The organism is Vibrio sp. 10N.239.311.G01 (assembly GCF_041465805.1).
Taxonomy (GTDB): Bacteria; Pseudomonadota; Gammaproteobacteria; order Enterobacterales; family Vibrionaceae; genus Vibrio; species Vibrio crassostreae_C.
The window spans coordinates 1-25,376 of sequence record NZ_JBFSRM010000013.1 but is presented as its reverse complement, the minus strand read 5'-3'; the positions used below and the strand labels follow the sequence as shown (position 1 = coordinate 25,376).

At 44.2% G+C, this 25,376-nt stretch carries 24 protein-coding genes; 9 read left to right on the top strand and 15 right to left on the bottom strand.

Translation table 11 applies throughout. The features are described 5' to 3' along the window. Window positions 1-209: 209 nt before the first annotated feature. Complete coding sequence (locus AB6D06_RS12245) at window positions 210-3,377, bottom strand: chitinase C-terminal domain-containing protein (RefSeq protein WP_017065692.1); 3,168 nt, start codon at window positions 3,375-3,377, stop codon at window positions 210-212. A gap of 476 nt (window positions 3,378-3,853) precedes the next feature. Here AB6D06_RS12245 and AB6D06_RS12240 point away from each other — a divergent pair, with 476 nt between their 5' ends. Then, window positions 3,854-5,440 carry a BCCT family transporter gene (locus AB6D06_RS12240; RefSeq protein WP_372110332.1) on the top strand — a complete coding sequence of 529 codons (1,587 nt, stop codon included), beginning with the start codon at window positions 3,854-3,856 and terminating at the stop codon, window positions 5,438-5,440. Between the two features lie 128 nt (window positions 5,441-5,568). On the opposite strand, the gene AB6D06_RS12235 is transcribed toward AB6D06_RS12240, so the two are convergent. Continuing rightward, on the bottom strand, window positions 5,569-5,931 hold the full coding sequence (locus tag AB6D06_RS12235) for a RidA family protein (protein WP_017062654.1): 363 nt from the start codon (window positions 5,929-5,931) through the stop codon (window positions 5,569-5,571). A gap of 281 nt (window positions 5,932-6,212) precedes the next feature. On the opposite strand from AB6D06_RS12235, the gene AB6D06_RS12230 reads away from it, so the two are divergent. Continuing rightward, complete coding sequence (locus AB6D06_RS12230; RefSeq protein WP_372110375.1) at window positions 6,213-6,659, top strand: DUF417 family protein; 447 nt, start codon at window positions 6,213-6,215, stop codon at window positions 6,657-6,659. Window positions 6,660-6,774: 115 nt separating this feature from the next. Here AB6D06_RS12230 and AB6D06_RS12225 read toward each other — a convergent pair whose 3' ends face one another. The 6 genes from AB6D06_RS12225 to AB6D06_RS12200 form a co-directional block, all read right to left on the bottom strand. Next, window positions 6,775-7,293 (bottom strand): GNAT family N-acetyltransferase, encoded by a 519-nt coding sequence (locus AB6D06_RS12225; protein ID WP_017062656.1) that lies wholly within the window; start codon window positions 7,291-7,293, stop codon window positions 6,775-6,777. 69 nt (window positions 7,294-7,362) lie between these two features. Next, entirely contained in the window at window positions 7,363-7,827 is a 465-nt protein-coding gene (locus tag AB6D06_RS12220; RefSeq protein WP_017062657.1) for an acyltransferase, read from the bottom strand. Window positions 7,828-7,945: 118 nt separating this feature from the next. After that, window positions 7,946-8,095, bottom strand: coding sequence for a hypothetical protein (locus AB6D06_RS12215; protein WP_017062658.1), 150 nt, complete (start codon window positions 8,093-8,095; stop codon window positions 7,946-7,948). 94 nt (window positions 8,096-8,189) lie between these two features. Further along, complete coding sequence (locus AB6D06_RS12210; protein ID WP_017062659.1) at window positions 8,190-8,546, bottom strand: hypothetical protein; 357 nt, start codon at window positions 8,544-8,546, stop codon at window positions 8,190-8,192. 213 nt (window positions 8,547-8,759) lie between these two features. Further along, complete coding sequence (locus AB6D06_RS12205; RefSeq protein ID WP_372110330.1) at window positions 8,760-10,007, bottom strand: RidA family protein; 1,248 nt, start codon at window positions 10,005-10,007, stop codon at window positions 8,760-8,762. 569 nt (window positions 10,008-10,576) lie between these two features. After that, window positions 10,577-11,461: an AraC family transcriptional regulator gene (locus AB6D06_RS12200; protein WP_017062661.1), complete on the bottom strand. Its 885-nt coding sequence runs from the start codon at window positions 11,459-11,461 to the stop codon at window positions 10,577-10,579. A 193-nt stretch (window positions 11,462-11,654) separates the two neighbouring features. On the opposite strand from AB6D06_RS12200, the gene AB6D06_RS12195 reads away from it, so the two are divergent. From AB6D06_RS12195 to AB6D06_RS12170, 6 genes are all read left to right on the top strand, one after another. Then, a complete protein-coding gene (locus AB6D06_RS12195; protein ID WP_372110329.1) occupies window positions 11,655-12,803 on the top strand; it encodes an iron-containing alcohol dehydrogenase in 1,149 nt (382 codons plus the stop codon). Between the two features lie 225 nt (window positions 12,804-13,028). After that, entirely contained in the window at window positions 13,029-13,775 is a 747-nt protein-coding gene (locus AB6D06_RS12190) for an amino acid ABC transporter ATP-binding protein (RefSeq protein WP_029224268.1), read from the top strand. Further along, the gene (locus AB6D06_RS12185) at window positions 13,775-14,572 is read left to right on the top strand and encodes an amino acid ABC transporter permease (RefSeq protein ID WP_372110327.1); all 798 of its coding nucleotides are present in this window, start codon (window positions 13,775-13,777) and stop codon (window positions 14,570-14,572) included. The genes AB6D06_RS12190 and AB6D06_RS12185 overlap by 1 nt, the downstream gene beginning before the upstream one ends. Window positions 14,573-14,584: 12 nt before the next feature. After that, window positions 14,585-15,394: a transporter substrate-binding domain-containing protein gene (locus AB6D06_RS12180; protein ID WP_017067595.1), complete on the top strand. Its 810-nt coding sequence runs from the start codon at window positions 14,585-14,587 to the stop codon at window positions 15,392-15,394. Between the two features lie 138 nt (window positions 15,395-15,532). Continuing rightward, the gene (locus tag AB6D06_RS12175; RefSeq protein ID WP_136975954.1) at window positions 15,533-16,459 is read left to right on the top strand and encodes an amino acid ABC transporter permease; all 927 of its coding nucleotides are present in this window, start codon (window positions 15,533-15,535) and stop codon (window positions 16,457-16,459) included. Between the two features lie 192 nt (window positions 16,460-16,651). Further along, window positions 16,652-17,596, top strand: coding sequence for an ADP-ribosylglycohydrolase family protein (locus tag AB6D06_RS12170; protein ID WP_102320749.1), 945 nt, complete (start codon window positions 16,652-16,654; stop codon window positions 17,594-17,596). A gap of 63 nt (window positions 17,597-17,659) precedes the next feature. Here the strand turns inward: AB6D06_RS12170 and AB6D06_RS12165 are convergent, their stop codons facing one another. After that, a complete protein-coding gene (locus AB6D06_RS12165; protein WP_017062668.1) occupies window positions 17,660-18,541 on the bottom strand; it encodes a LysR substrate-binding domain-containing protein in 882 nt (293 codons plus the stop codon). Between the two features lie 102 nt (window positions 18,542-18,643). On the opposite strand from AB6D06_RS12165, the gene AB6D06_RS12160 reads away from it, so the two are divergent. Continuing rightward, entirely contained in the window at window positions 18,644-19,255 is a 612-nt protein-coding gene (locus AB6D06_RS12160; RefSeq protein ID WP_372110325.1) for a LysE family translocator, read from the top strand. A gap of 68 nt (window positions 19,256-19,323) precedes the next feature. Here the strand turns inward: AB6D06_RS12160 and AB6D06_RS12155 are convergent, their stop codons facing one another. From AB6D06_RS12155 to AB6D06_RS12130, 6 genes are all read right to left on the bottom strand, one after another. Beyond that, complete coding sequence (locus tag AB6D06_RS12155) at window positions 19,324-20,511, bottom strand: DUF1501 domain-containing protein (RefSeq protein WP_102333476.1); 1,188 nt, start codon at window positions 20,509-20,511, stop codon at window positions 19,324-19,326. Between the two features lie 8 nt (window positions 20,512-20,519). Continuing rightward, entirely contained in the window at window positions 20,520-21,881 is a 1,362-nt protein-coding gene (locus AB6D06_RS12150) for a DUF1800 family protein (RefSeq protein WP_372110323.1), read from the bottom strand. A gap of 140 nt (window positions 21,882-22,021) precedes the next feature. Continuing rightward, complete coding sequence (locus AB6D06_RS12145; protein WP_017081499.1) at window positions 22,022-22,453, bottom strand: GNAT family N-acetyltransferase; 432 nt, start codon at window positions 22,451-22,453, stop codon at window positions 22,022-22,024. Between the two features lie 93 nt (window positions 22,454-22,546). Beyond that, window positions 22,547-23,041, bottom strand: a complete 495-nt coding sequence (locus AB6D06_RS12140) for a GNAT family N-acetyltransferase (RefSeq protein WP_372101155.1) — start codon at window positions 23,039-23,041, stop codon at window positions 22,547-22,549. Between the two features lie 71 nt (window positions 23,042-23,112). Then, window positions 23,113-23,451, bottom strand: a complete 339-nt coding sequence (locus tag AB6D06_RS12135) for a zinc ribbon domain-containing protein YjdM (RefSeq protein ID WP_004731484.1) — start codon at window positions 23,449-23,451, stop codon at window positions 23,113-23,115. Between the two features lie 178 nt (window positions 23,452-23,629). After that, entirely contained in the window at window positions 23,630-24,793 is a 1,164-nt protein-coding gene (locus AB6D06_RS12130; RefSeq protein WP_017058966.1) for a threonine/serine exporter family protein, read from the bottom strand. Between the last annotated feature and the right edge of the window lie 583 nt (window positions 24,794-25,376).

The window sequence follows — 25,376 nt, the reverse complement described above, 5'->3', positions numbered from 1 at the left end:
TCATACTTATCTTTTTTACTGAACGAGTGTCGATATTCTGAGAGGTTTCTATACGCAATCTGTGACTTATAGCAAAAACGCCGAACTGGATTCAGTTCGGCGTTTTAATTTTACGCTTCAGTCATGTATTTAAATCAAACTAAGGTATTGATAAATAAACTTAAAATCATTCTCATTCGTTATCTATGAATACATAATCTAGCGTTAGATTAAGAACAAACCTGAGTCCAGCTACCATCACTGCCCGGTTCAGAACTTGTCCACCAGTTTGCTTGGTAAATACTGCCGTTGTGAACCACTTGGTCACCTGTGTTTGCATGGCTTGGATTACCCGCCCAATCTTTCTGAGGTAAGTCTGGGTAAACCGCTAAACCTGCCGTATCACATGTACCTGGATTGGTGCCACCATCGCCAGGGTTACCGCCACCTGAACTGATATCACCTAATGGTAGATCTGGCTGCTCGAAGCTAAACGCGTAATCAACGCCACCGACATTCACCGCGTAGTTAGCAGGGCCAGAAATTGGCAAGTAATACACCATGTCTAACTCATACACACCGCCAGCAGGAAGCTCTTCCCATGTCGGCAACGTAAACGCCACTCGGTGCATGGTTCCATCTAGTCCACCGATGTTATCCGCGCGAGTATGACCTGAAGCAATCACGGTCAAACCACCACCCGATTGATCTTTCGCGTTATCAGGTGCAGATACTGGGATATCGAATTGGAACTCAGTTCCACCCGGAAGAGCTTGCCCTGTGTTGTTCGTGAACGTGATCTTAGGGTTGATTGGGTAGTTTTGGTCACCGACTTTGAAGCCACCAACCGATACCGCGATATCTAGCGCTTCTGTTGGAATAGCACCCGTCGCTACTTTGTTTCCATATGGTGTTGCAGACTTAAACTTATCGTAGATAGCTTTCGTCATGGTGTTACCCATGTGGAACTCACCGTTACCGCTGTTACACGCTTGCTCAGTCGTATCGATAGAGCTTCGGTTGCCATTCGCATCGAGAACATAACAGTTATAATCCCCTGCTAGTTCCCAGAACATAATGCCGCCGATCTCTTTGTCGATAACGTAGTCCGCTTTCACGTCGATAGACTGTTTATCTTCTGTTGAAAGGAATACGCCCTTCTCTGCGTTCCACAACCAAGGGGCAACCGCCACACTGTCGTAGTTTCTCGTGTAAGTGCCCGTTAGAACATCTGAAGGATCATTCACAGGATCAAGCTTGTAAGCTTCAGCGTAAGAGCCCCAAATACCCTTCTCTAGGTTCTTCGCGTGCCACATAGGGTTAGAACCCGCGCCCATTTCGTTACCTTTTGGATCGGTATCGTGCCACATGTTGTCGATACCAATAGCGCCATGGCCACAGTTGTTTTTCTCGCCTTCACCCGTACCCGCTGAACATTCAGATTGGTTTGGCAGTGCTGCTCGACCCCAAAGACCATTCTCACCACCCGTTACGCCTTGCCAACCACGAGTGTAGTAAGGCACACCGATGTTAATACGGCCTGCTGGCATAGAACCACGGAAGTAATGGTAAGCCCAATCCGTGTTCAGATAACCAATACCACCGTAAGCCGCCGTGTCGTATACGTTCCACTGCGCTAGCTCTGAATCTTTACCCGTATCAAACAAGGCTGCGTTATGACCTACGTGATCGTTCCACGCACCGTGAAGGTCGTAAGACATGATGTTTACGTAATCGAGGTACTTGGTTACATCGAATGTTTCCATACCGCGTAATAGGTAACCAGAAGAAGGCGCTGCGATCGTTAACATGTAGTGATTGCCATCTTGCGCAGACGCCGCATCGAGCTTCTCACGTAGCACTTTCATCAACACTTGGTACGACGCCCACAGGTATTGACGACGCGGCTCCATGAAGTCTTTGTCGTATGGGTTACCTGCGCCAGCCATAGAAGTTGGGTATTCGTAATCGATATCTAGACCATCGAACTGGTACTTACGCAGCATTTCGACCGCTGAAGTCGCGAATGTTTCGATACCTTGATGGTTGATAGAACCATCAGCATTGGTCGTCATGGTGTAGAAACCACCATCAGCCACGCGGCTGCCATCAGTCGCGAAGTGACCACCTGTTTCAGCCCAACCACCGATTGAGATTAACGTTTTCACGCCGTGTTTTTTCTTCGCTGTCGCTAATGCACCGAAGTGACCTTTGAAGCCTAATGCCGGATCAACTTCCACACCCGGCCACTCTTTACCAACCGCTGCGTTATTTGGATCGTTTACATCACCGACGTTTACTTTGCCATCTGAACCGATGCTCACGAAAGCGTAGTTAATGTGTGTGAGTTGTTCCCAAGGAATATCATTTACTAGGTAAGCAGCTTGTGGGTCATCCCCTGCACGCCAACTTGTGAAGTAACCAATGACACGACGGGGATGGTCTGCGCCCATTTTCTCACGGCCTTCATCATCGTAAATTGTACAGTAAGGAACATCGACACCTTGAGTTTGATATAAGCCATCAGGGCGACATGTGCTCACTGTTGGAGCGCCGTTCACGGTCAAAGATGCCAACGCAGAATCTGCAGTCGCACCTTGGTCGTCTGTTGCTTTCGCGTAAACCGCTAAAGAACCCGCTTGAGTTGTTGTGTAATCTAACGTGTAAGGGCTCGTTGCAGCAGTGCCCACAAGAGCACCCGCTACGTAGAAATCAACCTTATCAACCGTGCCATCGCTATCTGCTGCCGTTGCTGTCAGTGTGACTACACCACCAACATCAACAGATGTCACTGAAAGTGCAACTGAAACTGTCGGTGCTTCATTCCCTGGTTGTGCTGAATCAACAGAAACAGAAACCGCACTTGCAACACTTGCTGCGCCTTCATTATCCGTTGCAACAACAGAAACCTGATGATTACCCGACGTTGCAGCCCAAGTCGCTTCGAAAGGTGCCGCTGTGACTACCGCAACAGATGCGCCATCAACAAAGAACTCAACCGAAGCCACACTGCCATCAGAATCTAGTGCTGTTGCACTCAATACAACATTATCGCCTTCAGTAATCACGTCAGAAGCAGAGGGTGCCGTTAATGAAGCCGTTGGTACTTCATTTGGCGTACCGCCACCTCCGCCACCACTACACACATCAATCTTTTTCCATTGTGCATAGTCACCCTCAAATTGGCTCGGGTTGTTATTTTGATTCCAGTAATTCGCTGAGTACGCGCTGCCGTCATGTGAAACCTGATCACCACCGGTGTACACCGTGGCGGAATCCCACGCTTCTAACGTTGAACAATCCACAGCCGCGTAGCTATTGAACGCCATTAAGCATGACGCGGTGAGAGTACTGAGTGTAAAAACTTTCTTGGCCACTCTTCCTTGGTTTAGGTGCATGTTAGCTGTCCCTTAAGTTATTGTTTCAATATGCTTAATTTAAGTGTCATATTTCTCATCACTTAAATCTCTTCGCAAAACAACTGTAGGTAACAGTGCCAATTTAACACCTAAAATATTCGATATTTATAAAATGACTCGCATTAATTTGTTTATAGCATGCAATGAGTCGACACTTATTTTGCACGAACAACTAATATTAAATTTATTTCGGTACGCTAAAAAATATCGCCTAATTCGTATCCTTAATTACAAAACTCTATTCATATCTGCTTTATTTGTTCGTTCTGAAATTTCGTTTTAAAACTAACCAAAAGGGATTGATTTCGCCGTAGAACTGATTTCTTTTCTAAATTTGCCCACTTTTTCTTAACAATTGTGGTAGTATCGCGGATTTTTTTGACGAACCTCACATTTCCAATGCAAGTGTGGGAGAAATACATAGGCTCGAAAGAGCCAAATATAGCGAAGAAATAATGTCCAACTTGACGCAAGTCGCCAACGAAAACATCAACGCAGAATCTACTTCTATCGATTTCAATAAAGCTCAATCTTTGGGTGAAAAACTGGAACTCGGAAACCCAGTCTTTTGGCTTAGTGGCAGTTTTTTAACCCTCTTTGTCATCCTAGCCTTCACCAACACCTCCGTGTTGTCCGAACTTGTAAACATCGGCTTTAGTTATTCAACTAAGTGGTTCGGTGCTTTCTGGCAAGTCCTACTACTTCTCAACTTCATTATCGGTTTAGTGCTTGCACTAGGTCGCACCGGCCACGTTCGCTTAGGAACGCTTGCCCTACCTGAAATGACCACCTTTAAATGGATGTCTATCGTCCTATGTACGCTGCTAGCCGGCGGTGGTGTGTTCTGGGCAGCCGCAGAGCCTATCGCTCACTTTGTTTCAGCTCCGCCACTGTATGGCAACGCAGATCCTCAAGCGATGGCGTTCAATGCTCTATCACAATCTTTCATGCACTGGGGTTTCCTTGCATGGGCAATCTTAGGTGGTTTGTCTTCCATCGTGTTAATGCACTTGCATTACGACAAAGGCCTTCCTCTTAAGCCTCGCACTCTGCTTTACCCAGTACTTGGCGACAAAGCGATTAACAGTTGGGTTGGTAACGTTGTCGACGCATGCAGCATCGTGGCTGTAGCCGCAGGTACTATCGGCCCTATCGGCTTCCTTGGCCTACAAATCAGCTACGCACTGAGCGAACTGTTTGGCATTTCAGACAGCTTTGCAACTCAAAGTGTTGTTATTATCTTTGCTATCGCAATGTACACGCTTTCTGCTTTGAGCGGCGTGAACAAAGGTATCCAACTGGTAAGCCGTTACAACATCATCTTGTCTGTGTGTCTAATCGGCTACATCCTTCTTGTTGGCCCAACGAGCTTCATCGTTGATGGCTACCTGCAAGGTATGGGCGAAATGGTTGATAACTTCATCCCAATGGCGCTATACCGCCAAGATACAGCATGGCTAGGTGGCTGGACTGTGTTCTTCTGGGGTTGGTTCTTAGGTTATGGCCCAATGATGGCGATCTTCATTGCTCGTATCTCACGTGGCCGTACTATTCGCCAAATGATCGTTTCTATTAGCATCGTTGCACCGCTTGTAACGTGTTTCTGGTTCAGCATCGTTGGTGGTAGTGGTCTAGCGTTTGAATTAGAGAACCCAGGTGTGATCTCTAGTGCATTCGAAGGCTTTAACCTTCCTGCTGTGCTACTGGCCATTACCGCTCAACTGCCGTTCCCGACTTTGATTGCAATTCTGTTCCTGATGCTGACGACCACGTTCATCGTGACAACAGGTGACTCAATGACTTACACCATCAGTGTGGTAATGACGGGTACGACAGAGCCAAACGCAGCGGTACGTACCTTCTGGGGTATCATCATGGGTGCGGTAGCGATCACACTTATCTCGATGGGTTCAGGCGGCATCTCCGCTCTACAGTCGTTCATTGTAATCACAGCGGTTCCGGTATCGTTTATCTTGCTCCCGTGTCTATGGCACGCGCCGAAGATCGCGAAGCAGATGGCAAGAGATCAAGGTATCGCTTAATACCTGACCCGATTTAGTTTCGGGTAGCGTAGAACACTAAAAAGCCACTCAAGTGATTCACCTGAGTGGCTTTGTTTTATCTGTTCGTTACTTCTATCTACGAAGCTTATTTCAATCGATAGTTCGGCTTATTGAAACTTTTCACCCGCAGCAACCATAAACGACATCTCAACCAGTAGCTCAGGATTAGCAAGTTCTGCTTTCACGCATGCACGGCTTGGCGCGCAACCTTCAGGGAACCACGCTTCCCAAACTTCATTGAGTGCATCAAAGTTAGCGAAATCCGTGAGATAAATAGTCACTGACAATACGCGAGATTTGTCGCTGTCTACCAAACTCATCATTTCTTCGGCTTGTTCGAAGATTTGCTGAACCTGACTCTTAATTCCTGCTGTTGTATCCGTCTCTGCCACTTCCACAAAGCTTGCAATACCGTTAAAAACAGTTACATCAGACCAACGTTTGGTCGGGTTAATTCTATGAATTTTCACTGGTTATACTCTTCTTATAATTAGGGTGAACATCAGCGTAATCTAATCCAAATCATGAATATTGAAAACAAAAATTAGAAAGCTCGCGTTACCTTTTGAACAGCACTATCGCCTACCCATTGCTTTGGTTCTCAACATCACTAGCCTTTGAGTTCCTATCGAGACAATAAGTCGCTACCTATTAAGTTTTTAGATAAATATATTAATTATTATTCTCAATGCGAAATTTAATCTGAGCTATTGCGGTCATATTCAGGGAGTTTATTAAATTGAGTACTTTTATGCATGTTCAAACCTATGATTTAAAACAGAGTAATGTGGGATATAACCTAGGCGTGATTGGCGTAGCGTTGGTGTTAGCTTGGATTGGTATTTACAAGTTTACGCCAACCGAATCAATGCTTATCGAGCCTTTAATCGCAAACCATCCTGCAATGAACTGGCTTTACAATCTGTTCTCAGTACAAGCTGTGTCTAACATGGTGGGTGGCGCGGAGATCATCGTCGCGATTGGATTGATCGTTGGATTTAAGAAGCCGACAGTAGCTTTCTACTCAGGCATTGCTGCATCGGCTATCTTTGTTGTGACACTTAGCTTCCTGGTTACAACGCCAAACGCTTGGAAAGTATCGGATGGCATCTTAGTCACTAACTTCTTCCTAGTGAAAGATATCCTGTTTTTGGCTATCGCGATTAGCGTAATCGAACATAACAAACCTCAGAAGTAACCGTAAATCTAGAAGTGGCCAAACCTAGAAGTAACCTTAAACCTTTAAATAAAAAGACTCGAAGCTGGCTAGAAGGACGCTGCCAGCTTCTAATGTATAAGGCACTGATAGTCACCTAGTCAGCTAAAACCTTACGATAAAAATTAGCATCTTGATGTTCTCCTTTAAACACCGCGTAGCTCTCAACATACTCGACCAATTCAAAACCGGTATTGGATAAGATTTTGTTGGAACCGATATTGCCCACTAACGCATAGGCATCAACATATTTAAGGTTGGTCTGTTCCTCCAAATAGAGTAGAAACTGCTTTACTGCGTTAGACGCAATGCCTTTTGAAGCAAAGGAACGACCTACTCGATACCCTAGCTCTCCACTATGGGCGATCTGGTCGATATCGCGGATGTTGATTCTTCCACAGACAGTGCCATTGGCATCTTTGATCAACATAGGAATCATCTCACCATTCTCGTATTCAGTTAGAAAGCTGGTGATTTGCTCGGTCACACCTGCATTTGAATAGAAGCTATCACCCCTAACTGGAATAAATTGCTCAAACCACTCTCGATTTTCGACCTCAAAATCCAAAAGCGCACTCGCGTCATTCGGTTGAAGTAAGTGTAAAAATACATCCATGACAAATACTCTAATGTTTCCCTAAAAAGCCGCACCTTATGATTCATGAACCACGGCTTATTAATACGGTTACGGTAAACCTCTCAATTTCTTGGCTGGGTTACCTGCGTAGATACCTTTTTCGGTGATGTCTTTCGTTACCACACTGCCCGCGCCGATTACTGCACCTTCGCAAATGCTGACAGACAGAACCGTAGCGTTAGAACCGATCGTGACGTTGTCAGCTATCAAGGTACGCCCCCAACTTTCAGGATTAGGATCTGGCTTGCCCTCTTTGAATAAGTCGTTGGCAAACATGACTCCGTGACCAACAAAGCAGTCACTTCCAATGGTCACATACTCACAGATAAAGGTGTGAGATTGAATCTTGCTTCTCGCACCTATCACGGTGTTCTTTTGAATCTCAACAAAGGGGCCAACGAACACATCATCTTTAAGCTCACAGCCATAAACGTTACTTGGCTCGATGATAGTGACATTCTCGCCACAGGTAATATCAGTAATCTGTGACTTTAATACTCTTGGACTTGCCATACTTCACTTCCTCTCGACATTAGCGTCACAATTCAACCTAAGAGATTGTGCCGTAGCCATTAAAGTGCAGCAAATAGATATGTTGAGAGTTGGCAATGGATCAGAAATTCTGCATAAATTAAAACAGTCCTACCAGCACAACTGACAACAGCACCCCACCGATAAAACTTGGGGCGTGGAATGGCTGAGCTTTAGATCTAACGTACTCTTTTTGAAGGTCTTCTTGGTAAGTTTTAACGGCGAGTTCTTTTACGTAGTTATTTTGCATAATAAGCTCCTTCTTAATCAGTAAGAGAAGCTTAAGACTTGAAGTTAGGTTGAGGTAAAGCAAAAAATCAGATTAATTGAACACTTTATTTTTGTTACTCGAGGATTACCCTGAACACATCGTTATTCACGCCGCCAACATCTACTAACTCTCCCGGTTTCATTAGAAGCGAGGTGTTAAGCTGTCGTGTTGAACGTGGCTCTTTTGTTTCTCGAATCACTAACATATCGACAAAATAGCCAGAGTCTTTCTTTGATATTGAGCCCGAAAACGTAACGCTTTCAACCCTATCGGCAAGGACTGAATTGAATGTTTTATCCTCTAAAACACCTGCGGCGATGGATGTATCACCATAAAATAGCGTGATGGTTGTTGGGTCGGGTACCAACTCTTGATTGGACGAACACCCTATTAGGGTAAGGCATAGCAGTAAAATGGCTCGAAATTGCATAAACTGGTTTTCTTTATTACGTTAAGCGTCTGTTTTTCATATTAAAACACTTCAACCTTATAAATACCATGTTTACGGGATAAGCTTAGGTGTGTCGCTTCGATGGACTTGAGTAATGAAGTGAACGGATCAGATCTCGGCCTGTTGAGTTTGCTCCCTATTTGGAAGCTAAACCGAGATCTGATCGATATTATCGAGAAGGGTTCAATTGATTTATGCAACAACGTCTTGTGGAGGTGTCCTTTCACAGTTAGAAACGACAGCATCAATTTGTACTAAAGCATTCATTGGGATTTCTGAAACCCCTACTACCGTTCTTGCAGGCAGCTCAGCATTAAAGAATGTGGTGTAGACTTCGTTTACCACATCAATATCTGAAATATCCTTAAGTTGAATATTAATTTTCACCGTATCGTCCATGCTATGGTCAACGCTTTCAATTATCGCCTTAATATTGTTTAAACATTGTTCCGCTTGTTCTTTTACCCCGCCAGCAACGATTTCATTTGTTTTCGGATCTAAAGGTAATTGGGCTGAAATATGATTGTAGTGAGAGAAAGCAACAGTATGCGAATAAGGCATGAATGGTGCAGAAACAGTATTATTGGTTTCAATAACCAGTAAGCGAGTGTCTTCTGGTAATTGCGGCGGTGTACCGTCGCCATGTGAAATGGATGTATCAATTTGAATTAAAGCACCCATTGGTAATTCAGCTGCGTTAACAACAGTACGAGCAGGAACGTAGCTTGGGAAGAATTTAGCACATACTTCATTTACCACTTCCGCATCTGCGATATTTTTTAGGTAGATAGTCGTTTTAACCACATCATTCATGACGTGTCCGATGCTTTCTAAAATAGCTTTAATGTTTGATAGACATTGCGCTGTTTGCGCTTTGATACCACCATCAACCAACTCACCTGTGGCTACATCTATAGGCAACTGAGCTGAAAGATTGTTGTAGTGAGAAAAGGCTGCAGTCTGCGTAGACACAGCACTTTGAGGTGCGTTATCCGTATTTCTTGAGACCTTAATTAGCGCGCAAGGAGCTTGTGGTTTAGTGCCTTCACCGTTAGAAATGAGAGCATCCATTTGAACCAGCGCATCGCTGCTTGGCAGTGCAGTGACACCCACGACAGTGCGTGTTGGAAGGCTGTTGTGGAAGAAGTTTTTGTAAACTTCATCAATAGCATCGATATCAGAAATATTCTTAACGAAAACATTAATCTTCACGACATCATCCATAACATGGTCGATGCTTTCAACAATCGCTTTAATATTATTCAAACATTGTGCTGCTTGATCTTTAATATCACCGATGACTATTTCACCCGTTTTAGGGTCAATCGGAAGTTGAGCAGAAAAGTTATTATAATGAGAAAAAGCGACCGTTTGTGTAGATACAGAATTAATTGGTGCGTTTTCAGTGTTTCTTGAAATTTTAATGATATCGCTACTCATCGGTATTATCCTTTAAATAAAATAGGTATACGTATTTATATTTAACAATCGTATTTGGAAGAATGATTAAAGTAGCGCCATGTTAAGTGAATTATTTTAGGGTAAACGTGATATCCATCAGACTCTCAGTTGACTATAAATCAGCAAGTTACAGAATAATTAGTCATCAAACGACTAATTATCCGTCGTACTAGGCTTTATCAACTGCTAAATTATCTTTAATTTTAAGTCTATTCAATAATCCTGAATACTCTCTCTGATAGTACGGTGAGTAATTCCAGAATTTTAGATAATATTTGATAGGTTGTTCACACTAAAACTTCGTTAATAGCTAAGTTAGTGAGTTTCTCCCCTATACCTGTGCATAAACTCTTAGGCTATTTAATTAATTATTTTCGAGAGCTTATTTTATATAAGTACGTTAATAATATATTCGAGAATCAAATACCTACAATCTAACAATGCCTATGATTAGATACATTTACTCATATAATTCAACAAATATGAGCAATCGTCACCATAGCTTTTGGCATTATAGCTCTCAACACATAGTTTCGTTGAAAGAAGAACTAAACCGCTCTTGGAGTAGTATTGAAGTGGCGCTTAAATTCGCGGCTAAATTGAGATGGGCTGGAGTAACCGACTCGACGTGCAGCATCACTAATACGAAGGCCTTCTAGTTGAATCAGCTCTTTCGCTTTGTTGAGCCTAACCTTCTTCAAATATTGCAGTGGTGATTCAAAAGTGACATTACGGAATGCATAGTGGAAGGCAGACACGCTCATGTTGGCTTCGTCAGCCAGCGATTGAACAGTGATGGTTTGGTCGTATTCTTCATGCACTTTAGACAGCGCTTTAGCGACACGTGCGTAATGGCCATCATGATGAGCTAAATCAAACAGCACACGCCCTTCTGAACCGGTTAATGCGCGGTAGACAATCTCTGTCACCATCGCATCGCCCAATATATTGGCTTCAATGTCGCAATGCAGCGTTTTCACCAACCGGGTAAAGCTCTCTAGCATTTGCTCTTCCATCGGCGTCGATTCTAAGCCACTCGAGTTCTGTTTATGCTTGTTGCAGTAGCTCTCTAGAAAGCCTTGGTCTTCGAGCTTTTTGACTAAGCTATGCAAACGTTGAGAATCAATGCTTATCGACAAACCAAGCAATGGTTCGCCATTAACAGGCAAGGCTTCGCACTCTAACGGCATTGGCACACCCACCACAAGATAATCACCTGCAGCGTAAGTCACTGGCCTTTCACCAATGTAGATGTTCTTTTTGCCCTGTCCGAGCATGATAATGCCAGACTGGTAAGTAAATGGCTGACGCTGATTCCCGCCACTGCTTCGATACAACCACACACCGCTAATTTCAGTTTCTCTGATCCCTTCAAGGTCATCCCAACCTTTGTGTTCAACATAAGACTGTAATAACTGAGCGAGTGTTTTCATAAGTGGCGACTTTCCATTCTAAGTGCTAAGAGTAAGTAAGCTAAAGCAGAGGAAGAATATCAAGTTTGTAGAAATAGGCAATTTATTTGGAGGAACAGCTCTTCATTGACCTAGATTACTGTACTAATATGCAAATATAGAAATTGAGCAATAAACCAAAATAACAAATTTCGCTTTACACAAGGAATCTCTGATGCAATTTACTTACGTTAACCCTACTGTTATCCATTTCGGTCAAGGCCAAATCAACGCTATCAGCCAAGCGGTTGATACTTCAAAGAAAGTACTAGTCATCTATGGTGGCGGCTCAATCAAGAGCAACGGTGTTTACGACCAAGTTGTAGAGTCTTTAAAAGATCACTCTTGGATTGAGTTCTCTGGCGTTGAAGCAAACCCAACCAAAGAGACGCTAGACAAAGCAGTCGCTCTTGTTAAAGAAGAAAACGTAGAGTTCATTATCGCTGTTGGCGGTGGTTCAGTAATCGACGGTTCTAAATACGTTGCTGGAGCGGCTAAATACGACGGCGACGGTTGGGATATCCTAACGGGCAAACACCAAGTAACTGAAGCGACGCCAATCGGCGCGGTACTGACTCTTCCTGCGACAGGTTCTGAATCTAACATGGGCGCGGTAATCACGCGTAAAGCGACTCAAGAGAAACTGGCATTCATGAACCCTGCAGTACAGCCTAAGTTTGCGGTTATGGATCCAGATGTAATGAAGTCTCTACCTGAGCGCCAATTGATCAACGGTTTAGTTGATGCGTGGGTACACGTGTGTGAGCAATACATCACGATGCCAACAGACGCGATGGTTCAAGACGGTTACGCGGAAACACTGCTTAAGAACCTACTTGTACTGGGTAAGCAATACGACGAGCGTGACAACGACGCATGGCGTGCAAACCTAATGTGGACAGCAAACCAAGCGCTTAACGGCCTAATTGGTACGGGTGTTCCTCAAGATTGGGCAACTCACATGATTGGCCACGAATTCACAGCACTATGGCACGTAGACCACGCACGTTCGCTTGCGATTGTTCAACCTTCACTACTTCGTAACCAAATCGAAGCAAAACGTGGCAAGCTAGAGCAAATGGGTCGTAACGTATTTGGCCTAGAAGCGGGTGCTGATTTAGCAGAACGCACAATCGCTGCAATCGAAGCGTTCTACCACAGCCTAGACGTAGCAACCATGTTTGACGGCTACGAAACAAACAAAGCAACGGCGATTGACAATGTTGTCGCTCAACTTGAATCACACGGCTACCTACAACTTGGTGAGAATCAAGCAATCACGTCAGAGAAAACACGTGAGATTCTAGAGTCTGCGATTCACTAAGAATCGGGAAAATAGAGAGAAAGTAAAGATAGTGGTCATACAACGATGAATTTTCACATCTGACTGAACCCATTACTTTTTTCTTTCGTACAACAGAAGCAGCGTTCATTTTGAGCGCTGCTTTTTAATTTGCCCTACAAGATGCTATTAAATTCTCATAAGTCCCTAATTTTATGTGCAATCATATTTCTATATTGTTAAGGTAAACCTGTCTCTTTACTAGGTATGAACAACGATTTGAACAATCTCAAGGAAATGGTTAAGTTTAAGTCACTTAACAAGTGGTATGGTGATTTTCATGCCCTAAAGGGTATCGATTTAAATATTGAACAAGGAGAGATAGTGGTGATTTGCGGGCCGTCTGGTTCGGGTAAATCAACCTTGATCCGTTGCATCAATCAGCTAGAACCTTTCGAAAGTGGCGAACTTTCCGTGCTAGAACAAGTGCTCCCGAGTAAGTTCAACACACCGGGCCAAGTCGGAATGGTGTTTCAGCACTTTCATTTATTCCCCCATCTTACCGTGCTTGAGAACCTTACTCTTTCTCCAATTCGTACGCTTAAAAAAAGCAAACAAGAAGCCGAAAAGATAGCAATGCACTATCTCGAGCGTGTGCACATTGCAGAACAAGCCAACAAATACCCAGTGCAACTTTCTGGCGGCCAGCAACAACGTGTGGCTATCGCCCGTTCTCTGTGTATGAAGCCGGAATTACTCTTGTTCGATGAACCCACTTCAGCGCTTGATCCGGAGATGATCAACGAAGTACTCGATGTGATGGTTGAACTGGCGAGCGAAGGCATCACCATGGTGTGTGTCACCCACGAAATGGGCTTTGCAAAACAAGTGGCCGACCGCGTTATCTTCATGGATGAAGGACAAATTGTGGAATCGAATACCCCACAAGCGCTCTTTGAAAACCCTCAACATGAACGTACTCAAGCGTTCCTAAATCAGATCCTGACTTATTGATGTTGATTCGAATTATTAAACCAGCCCTTTCCGCTCTAATACAAATTGTTGTACTAGTGGCCGCTATTGTCTGGATTCTCGATTCTGGCGCACAAACCATGGGATACAGCTGGCAATGGGAGCGCGTGCCGGACTATATTGCTTTCTATGAAGATGGCGAATGGTGGCCTGCAGAGTTAGTTGAAGGGCTACTGGTTACCATCAATATCTCTCTGATTTCTTTGGTCGCGACACTGATCATCGGCTTAACGACGGCGCTATTGAGAAACTCAAATTCTGTGGTTGGACGCACCTTGGCCACCAGCTATGTTGAGTTGATTCGTAACACGCCGTTATTAGTACAAATTTATTTGCTCTATTTTGTGTTTGGCCCCGTGTTAGGGCTGGATCGTTTTAGCACTGCCGTTTTGGCCTTGGCACTTTTCCAAGGTGCTTACACCGCCGAAATCTTCCGTGCTGGTTTAAATGGTATTGCGAGAGGACAATTTGAAGCAGCTCAATCTTTGGGTTTATCAAAGACCTATACTTACTGGGATGTGATTCTTCCTCAGGTGGTGCAACGCACCTTGCCACCTTTGACTAATGAAGTGATCTCTCTTATCAAAAACTCTTCGATTGTGAGTGTCATGGCTATCTTTGACCTAACAACCGAAGCCAGAAACATAGTTTCTGAAACCGCGATGCCATTTGAGATTTGGTTCTCTGTGGCGATCATTTACCTTGCACTTACACTTTCACTTTCTGCCGTTGCAGCTTGGCTTGAGCATAAGCTCGGAGCTAACTGGCGAACACAATAAGGATTTATCAGCATGAAGCTATTTAAAACCGCAATTACAGCCCTACTTGCGCTTGCCGTCAGTTTGCCTGCACTTGCTTCTGAAACGCCTAACCTAGACAAAATAAACGAACGTGGCTCTCTACGCGTTGGTATGTCGACATTTGTTCCTTGGGCGATGCGTAACAAACAAGGCGATCTTGTTGGCTTTGAAATCGATGTAGCAAAACGTCTTGCTGAAGATTCTGGCTGGAAAGTTGAATTCGTACCGACGGCATGGGATGGCATTATTCCTTCTCTACTTTCGAACAAGTTTGATGTAATCATTGGCGGTATGTCTATCACTGAAGCTCGCGCTAAAAGCGTATTGTTCACTGAACCTTACTCGCACTCTGGCGTTCAACTGGCAGCGAATAAAGAGCTAGCAGAAGGTTTTACACAAATCTCTGATTTTGATTCTCGCCGTGTAAAAATTGCAGCGCGTCGTGGTGCATTCACAGTGCAAGTAGCTCGTGAAACCTTCCCTAAAGCGAAAGTTCTACAGTTCGATGACGATGCTCAAGCATTCCAAGAAGTATTAAACGGCAACGCACACGCGGTTATCGCGTCTAGCCCGAAACCAGAACACGAAGCGATTAAAAACGCAGACACGCTATTTATTCCATTCGAAGAACGCCTATCAAAAGGTAATGAAGCATTTGCAGTTCGCCTAGGTGAAACTGACAAGACAGAATTCTTCAACGAGTGGATCAAAGCACGTACTGAAGACGGTTGGTTGAAAGAGCGTTACGAGTACTGGTTCTCTACTCTAGATTGGCAAGACCAGATTGCTCAAGGTCAGTAATCAACTGCCAATTAGACGCTAAAGAACCAATCAAGGCAGTACCTTGCTGGTACTGTCTTTTAAGAAACACCCGAGATAGCTATAAACTCATAGCCACTCTCACAGCATATTAATTATCATTGTTTAAACAGGAATGACGTGAGTAGTACTAGCGCATTATCAACGCCCAAGCCCAACCTTCACACGAAGCCTTGGTATCAACGCCTCAATCTATTAGATGGAGTGTTGTTTGCGATCATTTTCGCGTTCGCAGGTTGGCTTTATTATCGTTCCGCTGTTGGTATTAACTACCATTGGCGCTGGGAAGATGCGTTTACCCTGATTTTCATTCCGCCTTCTCAAGGCAATATTCCTTACTTTTTCCAAGGCTTGATCGCGACACTGCGCTTGAGTGTTTGGAGCATGGTTTTAGCACTCTCTTTTGGCACATTACTTGGCGTTGCTAGGCACTCTAAAATTGCTTTCTTTCGTACGCCTGCACTGATTTTTATCCAACTGGTTCGAAATATTCCACCACTGGTTTTTGTCTTCATATTCTATTTCTTCGTTTCTAACCAACTGATTCCATTACTTGGTTTAGAAAGTATCTTACGTGAACACAACGGCGAGATTAACGCTGTTCAAGCCTTTCTGTTTGGTCCTGCTAACCTTTGGGAAAACTTGGCGTCTGGTGTTATCTGTATTGGTTTGCTCTCTTCGGCTTACATCGCAGAAGTGATTCGAGCTGGCTTAGAAAGTATTCCTAAAGGGCAATGGGAAGCGGCCGATTCACTCGGCTTATCGGCGTTGTCTAAGTATCGATTTGTGGTTGGCCCGCAAGTATTAACGGCCATCACACCGCCTTTGGCTGGCCAAGCAATCTCCTTGGTTAAAGACACGTCGATTGTGTCTCTGATTTCTATCCAAGAGATGACGTTTGTTGGTACTGAAATGGCAAACTCTTCAGGTTTGATCTTTGAGATCTGGCTCATTGTTGGCTTCGTATATTTTGCTTTGTGCTTTGCGCTTTCACGTCTTTTCAAAGTGATTGAGCAGCGCTCTAGTGCCTATCTCAACCATCAATAACACCACCAATCAAAAATACGAATTCACCAGACTATTCATCGCCCTTATCCATTTCACCTGATTGGTTTAAGTTATTGACCAATCAGGATTTATTCCTTCATATTTATTCTTAGAAACACAGCAAAATACTCGTCTAATCACTATACTTAACGTATCGAACTACGTTGATTCTTCTCAAGGACATCGCTCAACATGGACAATCATAAAGAAAGAGCTTTTTACGCCGTTGTCGGCGCATTGGTTGGAGACGCCGCTTCCATGGGGCTGCATTGGTTGTATGACCAAGAGAGGATCTTGCACGTGGCGGGTTTTGAACCAGAATTTCGCTCACCAAACCAGTTCGATTATCAAGACAAAGGCTACTTCGCCCACCAAGGTAAAACCGCTGGCGACCAATCACAATACGGTGCTCAGTTATTGGCGATGGTCGATAGCCTAGCCGATAATCAACACTACGACGAAGCGAGTTACATTAAGCACTTCCGTTTCTGGTTTGATTTTGGTGGCAGTTGGCAAGGTTACATTGATAAAGCGACTCGTATGAGCTTGCTGAACATACATAAACTAGAGCTAACAGAAGCTCCAATCACAGCCTGTGGCGCTGATGACACCCAGCTACCTGCTGTTTCAAAGCTAATTCCTTTAGTGGCGTGTACTTACACCTCTCACACCTTACCGGCAATGGTAGAGAGTGCGGTACGAGTGACCAACAACAACGACAAAGCCGTGGAATGGGCACAAGCCATCACCTTATTGGTTCAAGCGGCAATTCAAGGCAACTCTCCACTGCAATCGGTAGAAATGGTGCGACAAACTTGTAGCAAGTTCATACACGATCAAATCGACGAAGCACTGGCTGATCCTGAGCTTTCGATTACAGATGCCGCGAAGAAGTTTGGATTGCATTGTGAACTGAGTGCCGCGTTCCCCTTGCTGATTCGCATTATTGCAGGTGCTCAGAGTTATCAACAAGGCATTCGCGACAACATCTTATGTGGTGGTGACAGCTGCGGTCGTGCGATTGTAATTGGCGCGGTATTAGCGGCGTGTTTCTACGAAGGAGATGGCGAAATTCCAACCGAATGGCTAAAACAAGTCGAACTCAATGGTGGCGTGCTGTCTTTGCCTATTGAGTGATTTCCACAACAACGAACTAGAGCCTGACATAAGACAAGCACACTTCTAGGTCGGATGTCGTTCCTATAAAGTTGGAACACACTGCGATAACTCATTCTTCAGCCAAACAACAAACGGGCTTTCTGGCTCTTCATGGTTGCTATCTTGCGTGAGCAATATGTACTGGTGACCAGAAGGTACGAAGCCAAACGGCGCGATCAAGTTACCTCTTTCAAGATCGTCGGCGACAAGTGGATAAGACCCAAGCGCTATGCCTAACCCATCGACAGCCGCCTGAAAGCAAAAGTAGAAGTGTGCAAATGTTTGGTTCGCTCGAGCTTTTGACCACTCTCCACCATTAACTTTATCTATAGTGATAGCACCCCAATGACTCCAAGCACCTGGCCGTGTACTGCTGTGCAGTAATTTCACATCATCTAAGTTATCTTTTACCTGCTGCCAATAACCCGGGGAACACACAGGGCCTACCCACTCTTCAACTAGTGGTATCTGTTCGTAACGCTCGGTTAATTTAAAGTCATCTCGGCGAATCGCCATATCGAGCCCTGTCGCATTCAAGTTCACAGGCCCACCAGCAGTCGACAATCGAACATCAATTCCGGATTCGTTATAGAAATCACCGAGTCGAGGCATTAACCAACGCATGGTCAATGTGGGTTCGCATGAAACTTCCAACGCTTGATGATTCAGCTGATTAAGCTTATGGACTCCAGTCTCCAAGGCTTGGAACGCTTGTTCTGTGTAACCTTTGAGTAATTCCCCTTCTTTGGTGAGACACACATTCCTGCCCTGTTTGTAGAACAAAACTTGGGATAAGTGATTTTCCAATACCTTGATCTGCTTACTCACCGCGCCATGTGTGATATTGAGTTTATCCGCCGCTTCACTGTAACTACTCGAATGCGCTGCTACGTGGAAAATATGAAATGCTTTCAAATGTCTCATGTATGATTTTTTCTCACAGATAGGTGGAATTCATTTCGATTATAGGCAGCAATAAAAAACCATACAATGCTGGCTCATCAAATATAAAGAGTAGGAGTCATTATGGAGTGGTTAAGCCTAGCAGTATTGGGACTATTGATTGTTATTAGTCCAGGCGCTGATTTCGTTTTAGTTTTGAAAAACAGTGTCAATCAAGGAAGACAAGCAGGGATTTGGACTGCAATCGGTGTGAGTTTAGCGATTTGTGCTCACATCAGTTATTCAATGCTTGGGATCAGTTACTTAATCTCACAGAATGAGCAGCTGTTTGACATGATTAGATACGCAGGTGCAACCTACCTTATTTATCTAGGGCTAAAAGGTATCTTGAGTGCGTACAACAAGCTTGCACCGATGGAAGATGCAAAGCAAAGCACCAGTGTTTGGTGCTATTTAGCCCAAGGCTTCTTATGTAACGTGCTCAACCCAAAAACCATGTTGTTCTTTTTGAGCATCTTCAGCCAAGTCATCTCACCTGATGCAGAAAACCAGCATGTCGCGCTCGGCTATGGGCTTTACATGATCGTTCTTCACGGTTTATGGTTTGGCGTTGTCGCTATGCTGTTTACTTCGAATACATTGCAAAAGCATCTATTGAGAGCAAAGAAAAGGCTTAATCAAGCATGTGGATTTGGCTTAGTGACGTTCGGAGCACTGTTGGCGATTAAATCGTAAACAAGCGAGTCACAAATAGAGAGCGATTCAAACGACTGAATCGCATCTAACTGGGTCTTGGTAAAACTCTAAACAAGATTCATCGGTCTAATATCGGCACTATCAGGGAAGATAGCGTTGAGTTGTTTCACTTCTATCGATAAATGTCGGTTGAGCACACCCTTGATAACCGAACGCATATCAGTCGTTGGACTAAGGTCTCGGCCTTCATATAGCTGGCTTTGGCTCAAGCCCGGCCAATTGGTAATAACCTTACCACCCGCTCCTTTCAACGATGGCAGCGCACCACCCGCAACAAACATGACGTTGCCAGTGCCGTGGTCGGTGCCTTTGGTGCCGTTTTCTTTTGCTGTTCGACCAAATTCACTGGCCGCGATGATCACTGTCTTCTGCCAACGATCACCTAGTGAAGCTTTGAGAGCCGCTAACCCAACATCCAAAGTTTTAAGCTGATTACTCAACCGTCCATTTACGTTGCCTTGATTGGCGTGAGTGTCCCACCCACCGAGTTCTAACGCTGCGATGTTTGGTCCGTTATCAGCCGACAATATGTCGCCTGTTTTACCCATCAATGATTTAAACTGTTTGCCGACACCTTGGTCGCCCACCAGTTGATCTATCTTCATGACACTTTCAAAGTTTGAAGACAGCATTTGGTCACTTTGAAACAACTCTTCCAGCAGTTCCGTTTGTTTATCACGTGTTTTTAAGCGGTTTGGGTACCAACTTGCAACGGTCGATTCGCCCTGCATGATGAGTGGTAAGCCCGAATCAATCGCTATTCCATCGTATTTTTCTGAGCTCAACGTGAGTAAACGGTTAATCCACCCTACGGTGTTAAACGGGTCGGAAGTGCCATTCTCCAATATCTTCTGTCCATCAAAATGTGAGCGCTCGCGATAAGCGGTTGAACAAGCGTGTACAAAGCTGAGTTCGTTACTCTCATACCATTGATGGCATTGCTTTAGGGATGGGTGAAGCCCAAAGAAATCATCCAACTTCACTAGCTGTTCAGGTTTTAATCCGATGTTGGGTCTCAAATTAGAGTAATCCGGATCGGCATGCGGCACTACAACATTTAAACCATCCATCGCGCCACGCAGTGATACCCAAATGAAGATATTGTCTGAACCTGTTTTGGCAAAGCTTGGAAATGGCAGCATCGCACTGACGCCAACAGCCGCCGCAATACCCATGAACTGGCGGCGGTTAATACTATGTGGCGCTTTATTCTGAGAACAATCTGACTTTTTCATACCCACTCCTAACGATATTGAAACTGCGGACTTAGCCACAACAGGGAAAGTTGCATTGCAGCGCTGTCGGCTTTGTTCAATACAATTTGGGTGTGTTCATCAATAGCATCGCCATATAAACCCGCGATCACTTTATCCACTACCGCTTTCGGCTTAACTCCTGACGCTTTAGCCGATTTTATTGCAGCAGACGCAAGCCTATTCGCAACTTGCATACGTTGAGTCAACGCCGAAGGGCTATTGTAGTCTCTGTCTTGATCCGACCAGCCTGCAGGTGAACCCGGTTTAAAAGGAGGCTGCCCTAAATTGTTGAGTGCATTGAATGCCTGTTTCTCGTTTAAAGAAATATCGGCACTACGAAGAACGGCAAACAGCCACTCCTTCGGCAGTCTAAAACGATTAGGGTTAGGTTTACTCGCCTCAGCGCTGTTCAATAACAAGCGATAGATAGGCAGTAAATCTCCCTCGCCTTTCAGATATTCAGCAACCATTTGCTCTGAGAGTTCTTTAGATATGTCGCCAATGAAATGCTGGCAAAGCTTATCAACCAAGTGCGCAGCAGTGTCTTTGTGGGTCGCTAAGGTTTTTAAACACGACTCTCCTTGCGAGACCCCGGATTGAGAATAGGACTTTCCAAGCAGTGTGATACTTCCTGGCTCATGCAGATTATTAGCGAATCGAAAACCAGCATCAGGAGATTTGAATTTAATGCCCCAGCCTGAAATGCCTTTTGCTAAAGCAATAACATCTTGCTGAGTATAAGAACCGTCAACGCCAAGAGTGTGGAGTTCTAAGATCTCACGAGCGAGGTTCTCATTGAGCCCCTTATTACGGCGCTTTCCGACTTTTGAATTGGGACCAATCGAGAGTTGATTATCGAGATACAGAAGCATCGCAGGATGTTTAGAAGAAGCCATCAGCATCTCGCCAAAGTTACCATTCCAATGCTGGCGAACCACATCGTTTTCAATGCTGGCGGCCAAGGGCATCAGTTTTCGATTATCGACCGAGATGGCGAAGTGATTGCTCCAAAACTGAATGATGCGCTCTTGAAAACCATAAGGAGTTTCAACACTTTGTAGGTGGCGAGCTTGAGCTTGTTGTCGATACTGCGTTCGAAGAAAAGACTGCGCTTCTTTCTTCGTGGCTTGCATCTGTTGTTCGTCACCCTTGGCCTTCATTCGTTGTACACGATTCTCTCCTACTTTAATCAGAGTAGATTCAGTACTCGGTAAGTCTTGTATAGCTTGGTGAACGAATGGCTTTTTATCCAACTGTTCTACAGGAGAATAATAGGTTGTTTGACCTAGTTTTGGCCCAAAGCCAAACCTTTGTTCACCCACGATTTTTGAAGTCGGGTAATAATTCATTGCACACTCCCTTACGCTCGATCTTTTCTAAGTGTAATCGCTTAGTCATCAAGCATAGGGAGCTTTACAAGGTTTTACGTTAGATAAGTGTCAGGTGCCTATCAAGTTACCGACACGGTGTGATCATTTTGAATGAGTGTCTATTCACGCCACATATAGACAAACTGATCGTTTTGCGAGGTGATTTCGAAGCCAAACCTTAAATACAACTCCCCAACTCGATTACCTTGTAAATAACACAACTCCACAGGCTTATTGAGTTTGGCTGCTTGAGCTAAGCAATCCGTTAAAACTTGGCTGCCAATACCTTTGCCATGATATTCAGGCAGTAGAAAGAATCGGCAAAAATAGAAGTGCTCGCCTTTGTCTTGCAACAACACACTACCAATCGCTTTACCTTGATATTCAATGATTTCAGGGCGTTCTTCTGCCCACTCTTCGGCGTGTATATCTCGTTGAATTTGTTCATCCCAGCCAAATACGGCCTTGATTGGTTCAAACTCAGCGGCCTTCTTAAGCTCGAACAGAAATTCATAATCTGATGACTGAGCAGGTCTTGTTGAATACTTCAAAATACCTCCAACAATAATTGGCTATGGCTTCATTTTCGTTTAAACCGGGACATAGTAACCCCGATCAAACCAAAAGATGCCACGCTTAAATGTTCATTTTGGTTCTAGTTGGTAACGTAAGACTTCGTGTTTATCTTGCTCTGAATAAAAGGTACTCAGGAATTGTCCACCGCACTTCTCAATGACCTTTTGCGAAGCTATATTGCCCCTCTCACACGTAATAATAGCGCTTTCGGACAATACGTACCGTTGAACCCAAGACAACATATGACTTGCGATACCCCGCCCTCTCGCTTGTGGCAAAGTCTCGTAGCCGATATGTCCGATGACATCGTGAATGTACGGACTGGTGCCATGACGAACTCTTATCACTCCAAGAATACGTCCAGACTCGAAACAAAAATAAGTAGAAGCAGGCGTCCACCCTTCTGGCAAACCCCCACCTTTTGAATAAGCAATTCGTCTTTCTAAATAGGCATCACTGCCATCAGAAATGCCCGTGTAAATATCTAACCCATCTTCAACACAGGCGTTCACATAGTAATGAAAGGCCGTTGAATGCGAAAGAGCAGCTTTAACCATGTCCATATGATGTTAATTCTCCGCCGGTTTTACGCTATTTAGTTCAGTAGCAACTCGCAATTTTGACCGATTATCGACTATTGCTTCTTAACGTACTTCGCCGTAACCAACATTTCACCGCCACCATCCAACTTGCAATCTAGCTGGTGATCTTTGCCTTCGTTGATGCGTCGAATCACGGCTTTAGTGCCGATTTTCAGTACGCTAGAACTGCCTTTAATTTTTAGATCTTTAATGAAGGTAACTTTATCGCCACTTTCCAATACAACGCCATTTACGTCCTTAACACGCGCGGCTTCTCTTTCTAAACGCTCTTCTTCTGGATTCCACTCATAGGCACACTCAGGGCAGATTAGGTTGTTTTGGTCTGGGTAGACATATTCAGATTGGCATTGCGGACAAGGAGGTAAGGACATACGTTAATACTTCATTTAAATAGAATTTGTTCCATTTTAATGGCTCTTGTCAGGCTTAGCGAGCATAAATCTAACAAGTTTTACGGAGAGCTAATTGTCTTAAAAAAGAGCAGTACCTAAAACGAACAAACACAGCCGCTAAGCTGTGTTTGTTTAAAGGTTTGAAAAGCGGAACGGCTTAACGTTCGACTTTTGGTGAGTAAATCGAGTAAGCGGTGATTTGCCCTGCCACGATTGCAGAGAACATGAATAACGCCGACAAACCAATACTCGGGATAGGCAGAATCGATTGTTCAAACACCGATTGGCTGGCACTCACTAATACTCGGCTACCCGGAACCAAGATGATGATCCCTTGCACGATATAAATAGAGCCCGTGAGCTCCATCTTTTTAGCAATCCAAGTTCCGTACAAAGTAATAAGAACCGTCGTAACCCAAGTACCGACAACCCAACCACTATCAAAACCTAGATAGAACGGGCCCCACATACCGAGAACCGCTACTGGTAAACCAAGTAAGATGTCTTTAGGTCGCGCATTGAACATCACACCGATAGAAACAGAGATCAGCACCAAGCCAGATATGTGCATCCACATCGGTACCGCATTGGTATAGTCGATGGAGACCGCTTGTCCCCATATCGCTTCACCGATGTTGAGCCCCATGATAATCCCTACAAACAGCTTAATCAGGGTTAAGGCGCTCTGCCCTAGCAAGCTGGTACCAGAAACCAAGTCATTAAACGCCAAACATTCTAATGCGTTGGCTATGGATAAACCGGGGACAAACAAGACAATCGAGGCGATACACAACGCCCACACAGGAATCGGTAAACCTGTACTTGCCAAAAACGCCACGAAAATACCCGTTAACAGTGCCGAGATGAATTCAACCGCGATAGCACGACGTGAATGAAGAACTTGCTGACATACCCAAACCATCAAACCCAATAACGCAGAAAAGCCCACCGCTTCCAACGTACTGCCCACCAGCATCAAATAAGCAGGCGGAATACCCATATTGGCAAGTGCAGTCACGAATTTAGAGTAACCGACAGGCTCTGGTACAGGCTCACTACTCGGTTGGTTAATACGAATGATCGTATTGGCCAACAAACTCAGATTAATCGACGCAGGCTTTAGACGCTTTAGAATCACAGCGTTGTTATCGTCTGGAAACTGATAATTAATCGCGGTTGGCGTTGCTTGGATCATCACATCCACACCATGCTTTTTAGCATAATATTGTGTATATTTTTCAAGCTTATACGGAGCGCAACCACTGCGGTGAAGAGTATCACCAATTTCAACAATTTTGTTAATTCGGAACTGAGAAGGCATGGGTATTTTAGGGGAGACAAAATGTGCGGCAAATGTACCAAACGACAGACGGAATGACGAGGCTTTTGCGTGAATTATCAACTGAACTCGTTACTTTTTTCTGCAAAGGCTTAGAAGTCTCTATAACTCTACTCATTTGGGATTAGTTTACTGAATGTTTTGACCGACTAATAAGTTAAATTTATGCATTCAGATTGTTATTAATGGACGCCAAAACATGATTAAAAATCAGTTTATGTTAACACTCCAAATTCCTTAATTTGTATGGGTTTTATGACAAGCTAACACCAACAAACTGGTTTATAAATCAAACCGAATTTGTCACAGAAATAGCGGGGGATTTTCCATTGTTTCTCGCCCTCCGTTTAACGAGAGTTTAGTCACATTTTATTCACTCTGAAAACGCCGAACATGATTGAAAAACTAGCGGAGTGGTGGTTATGCGAGCACTTAGAATAAAAATGAAAGAAAAAGGTTTCGTTTTCAGTTAGATGTGGCATTATCACTCTCGTTAAGACGATGTGCGTACATCGTATAATGGCTATTACCTCAGCCTTCCAAGCTGATGATGCGGGTTCGATTC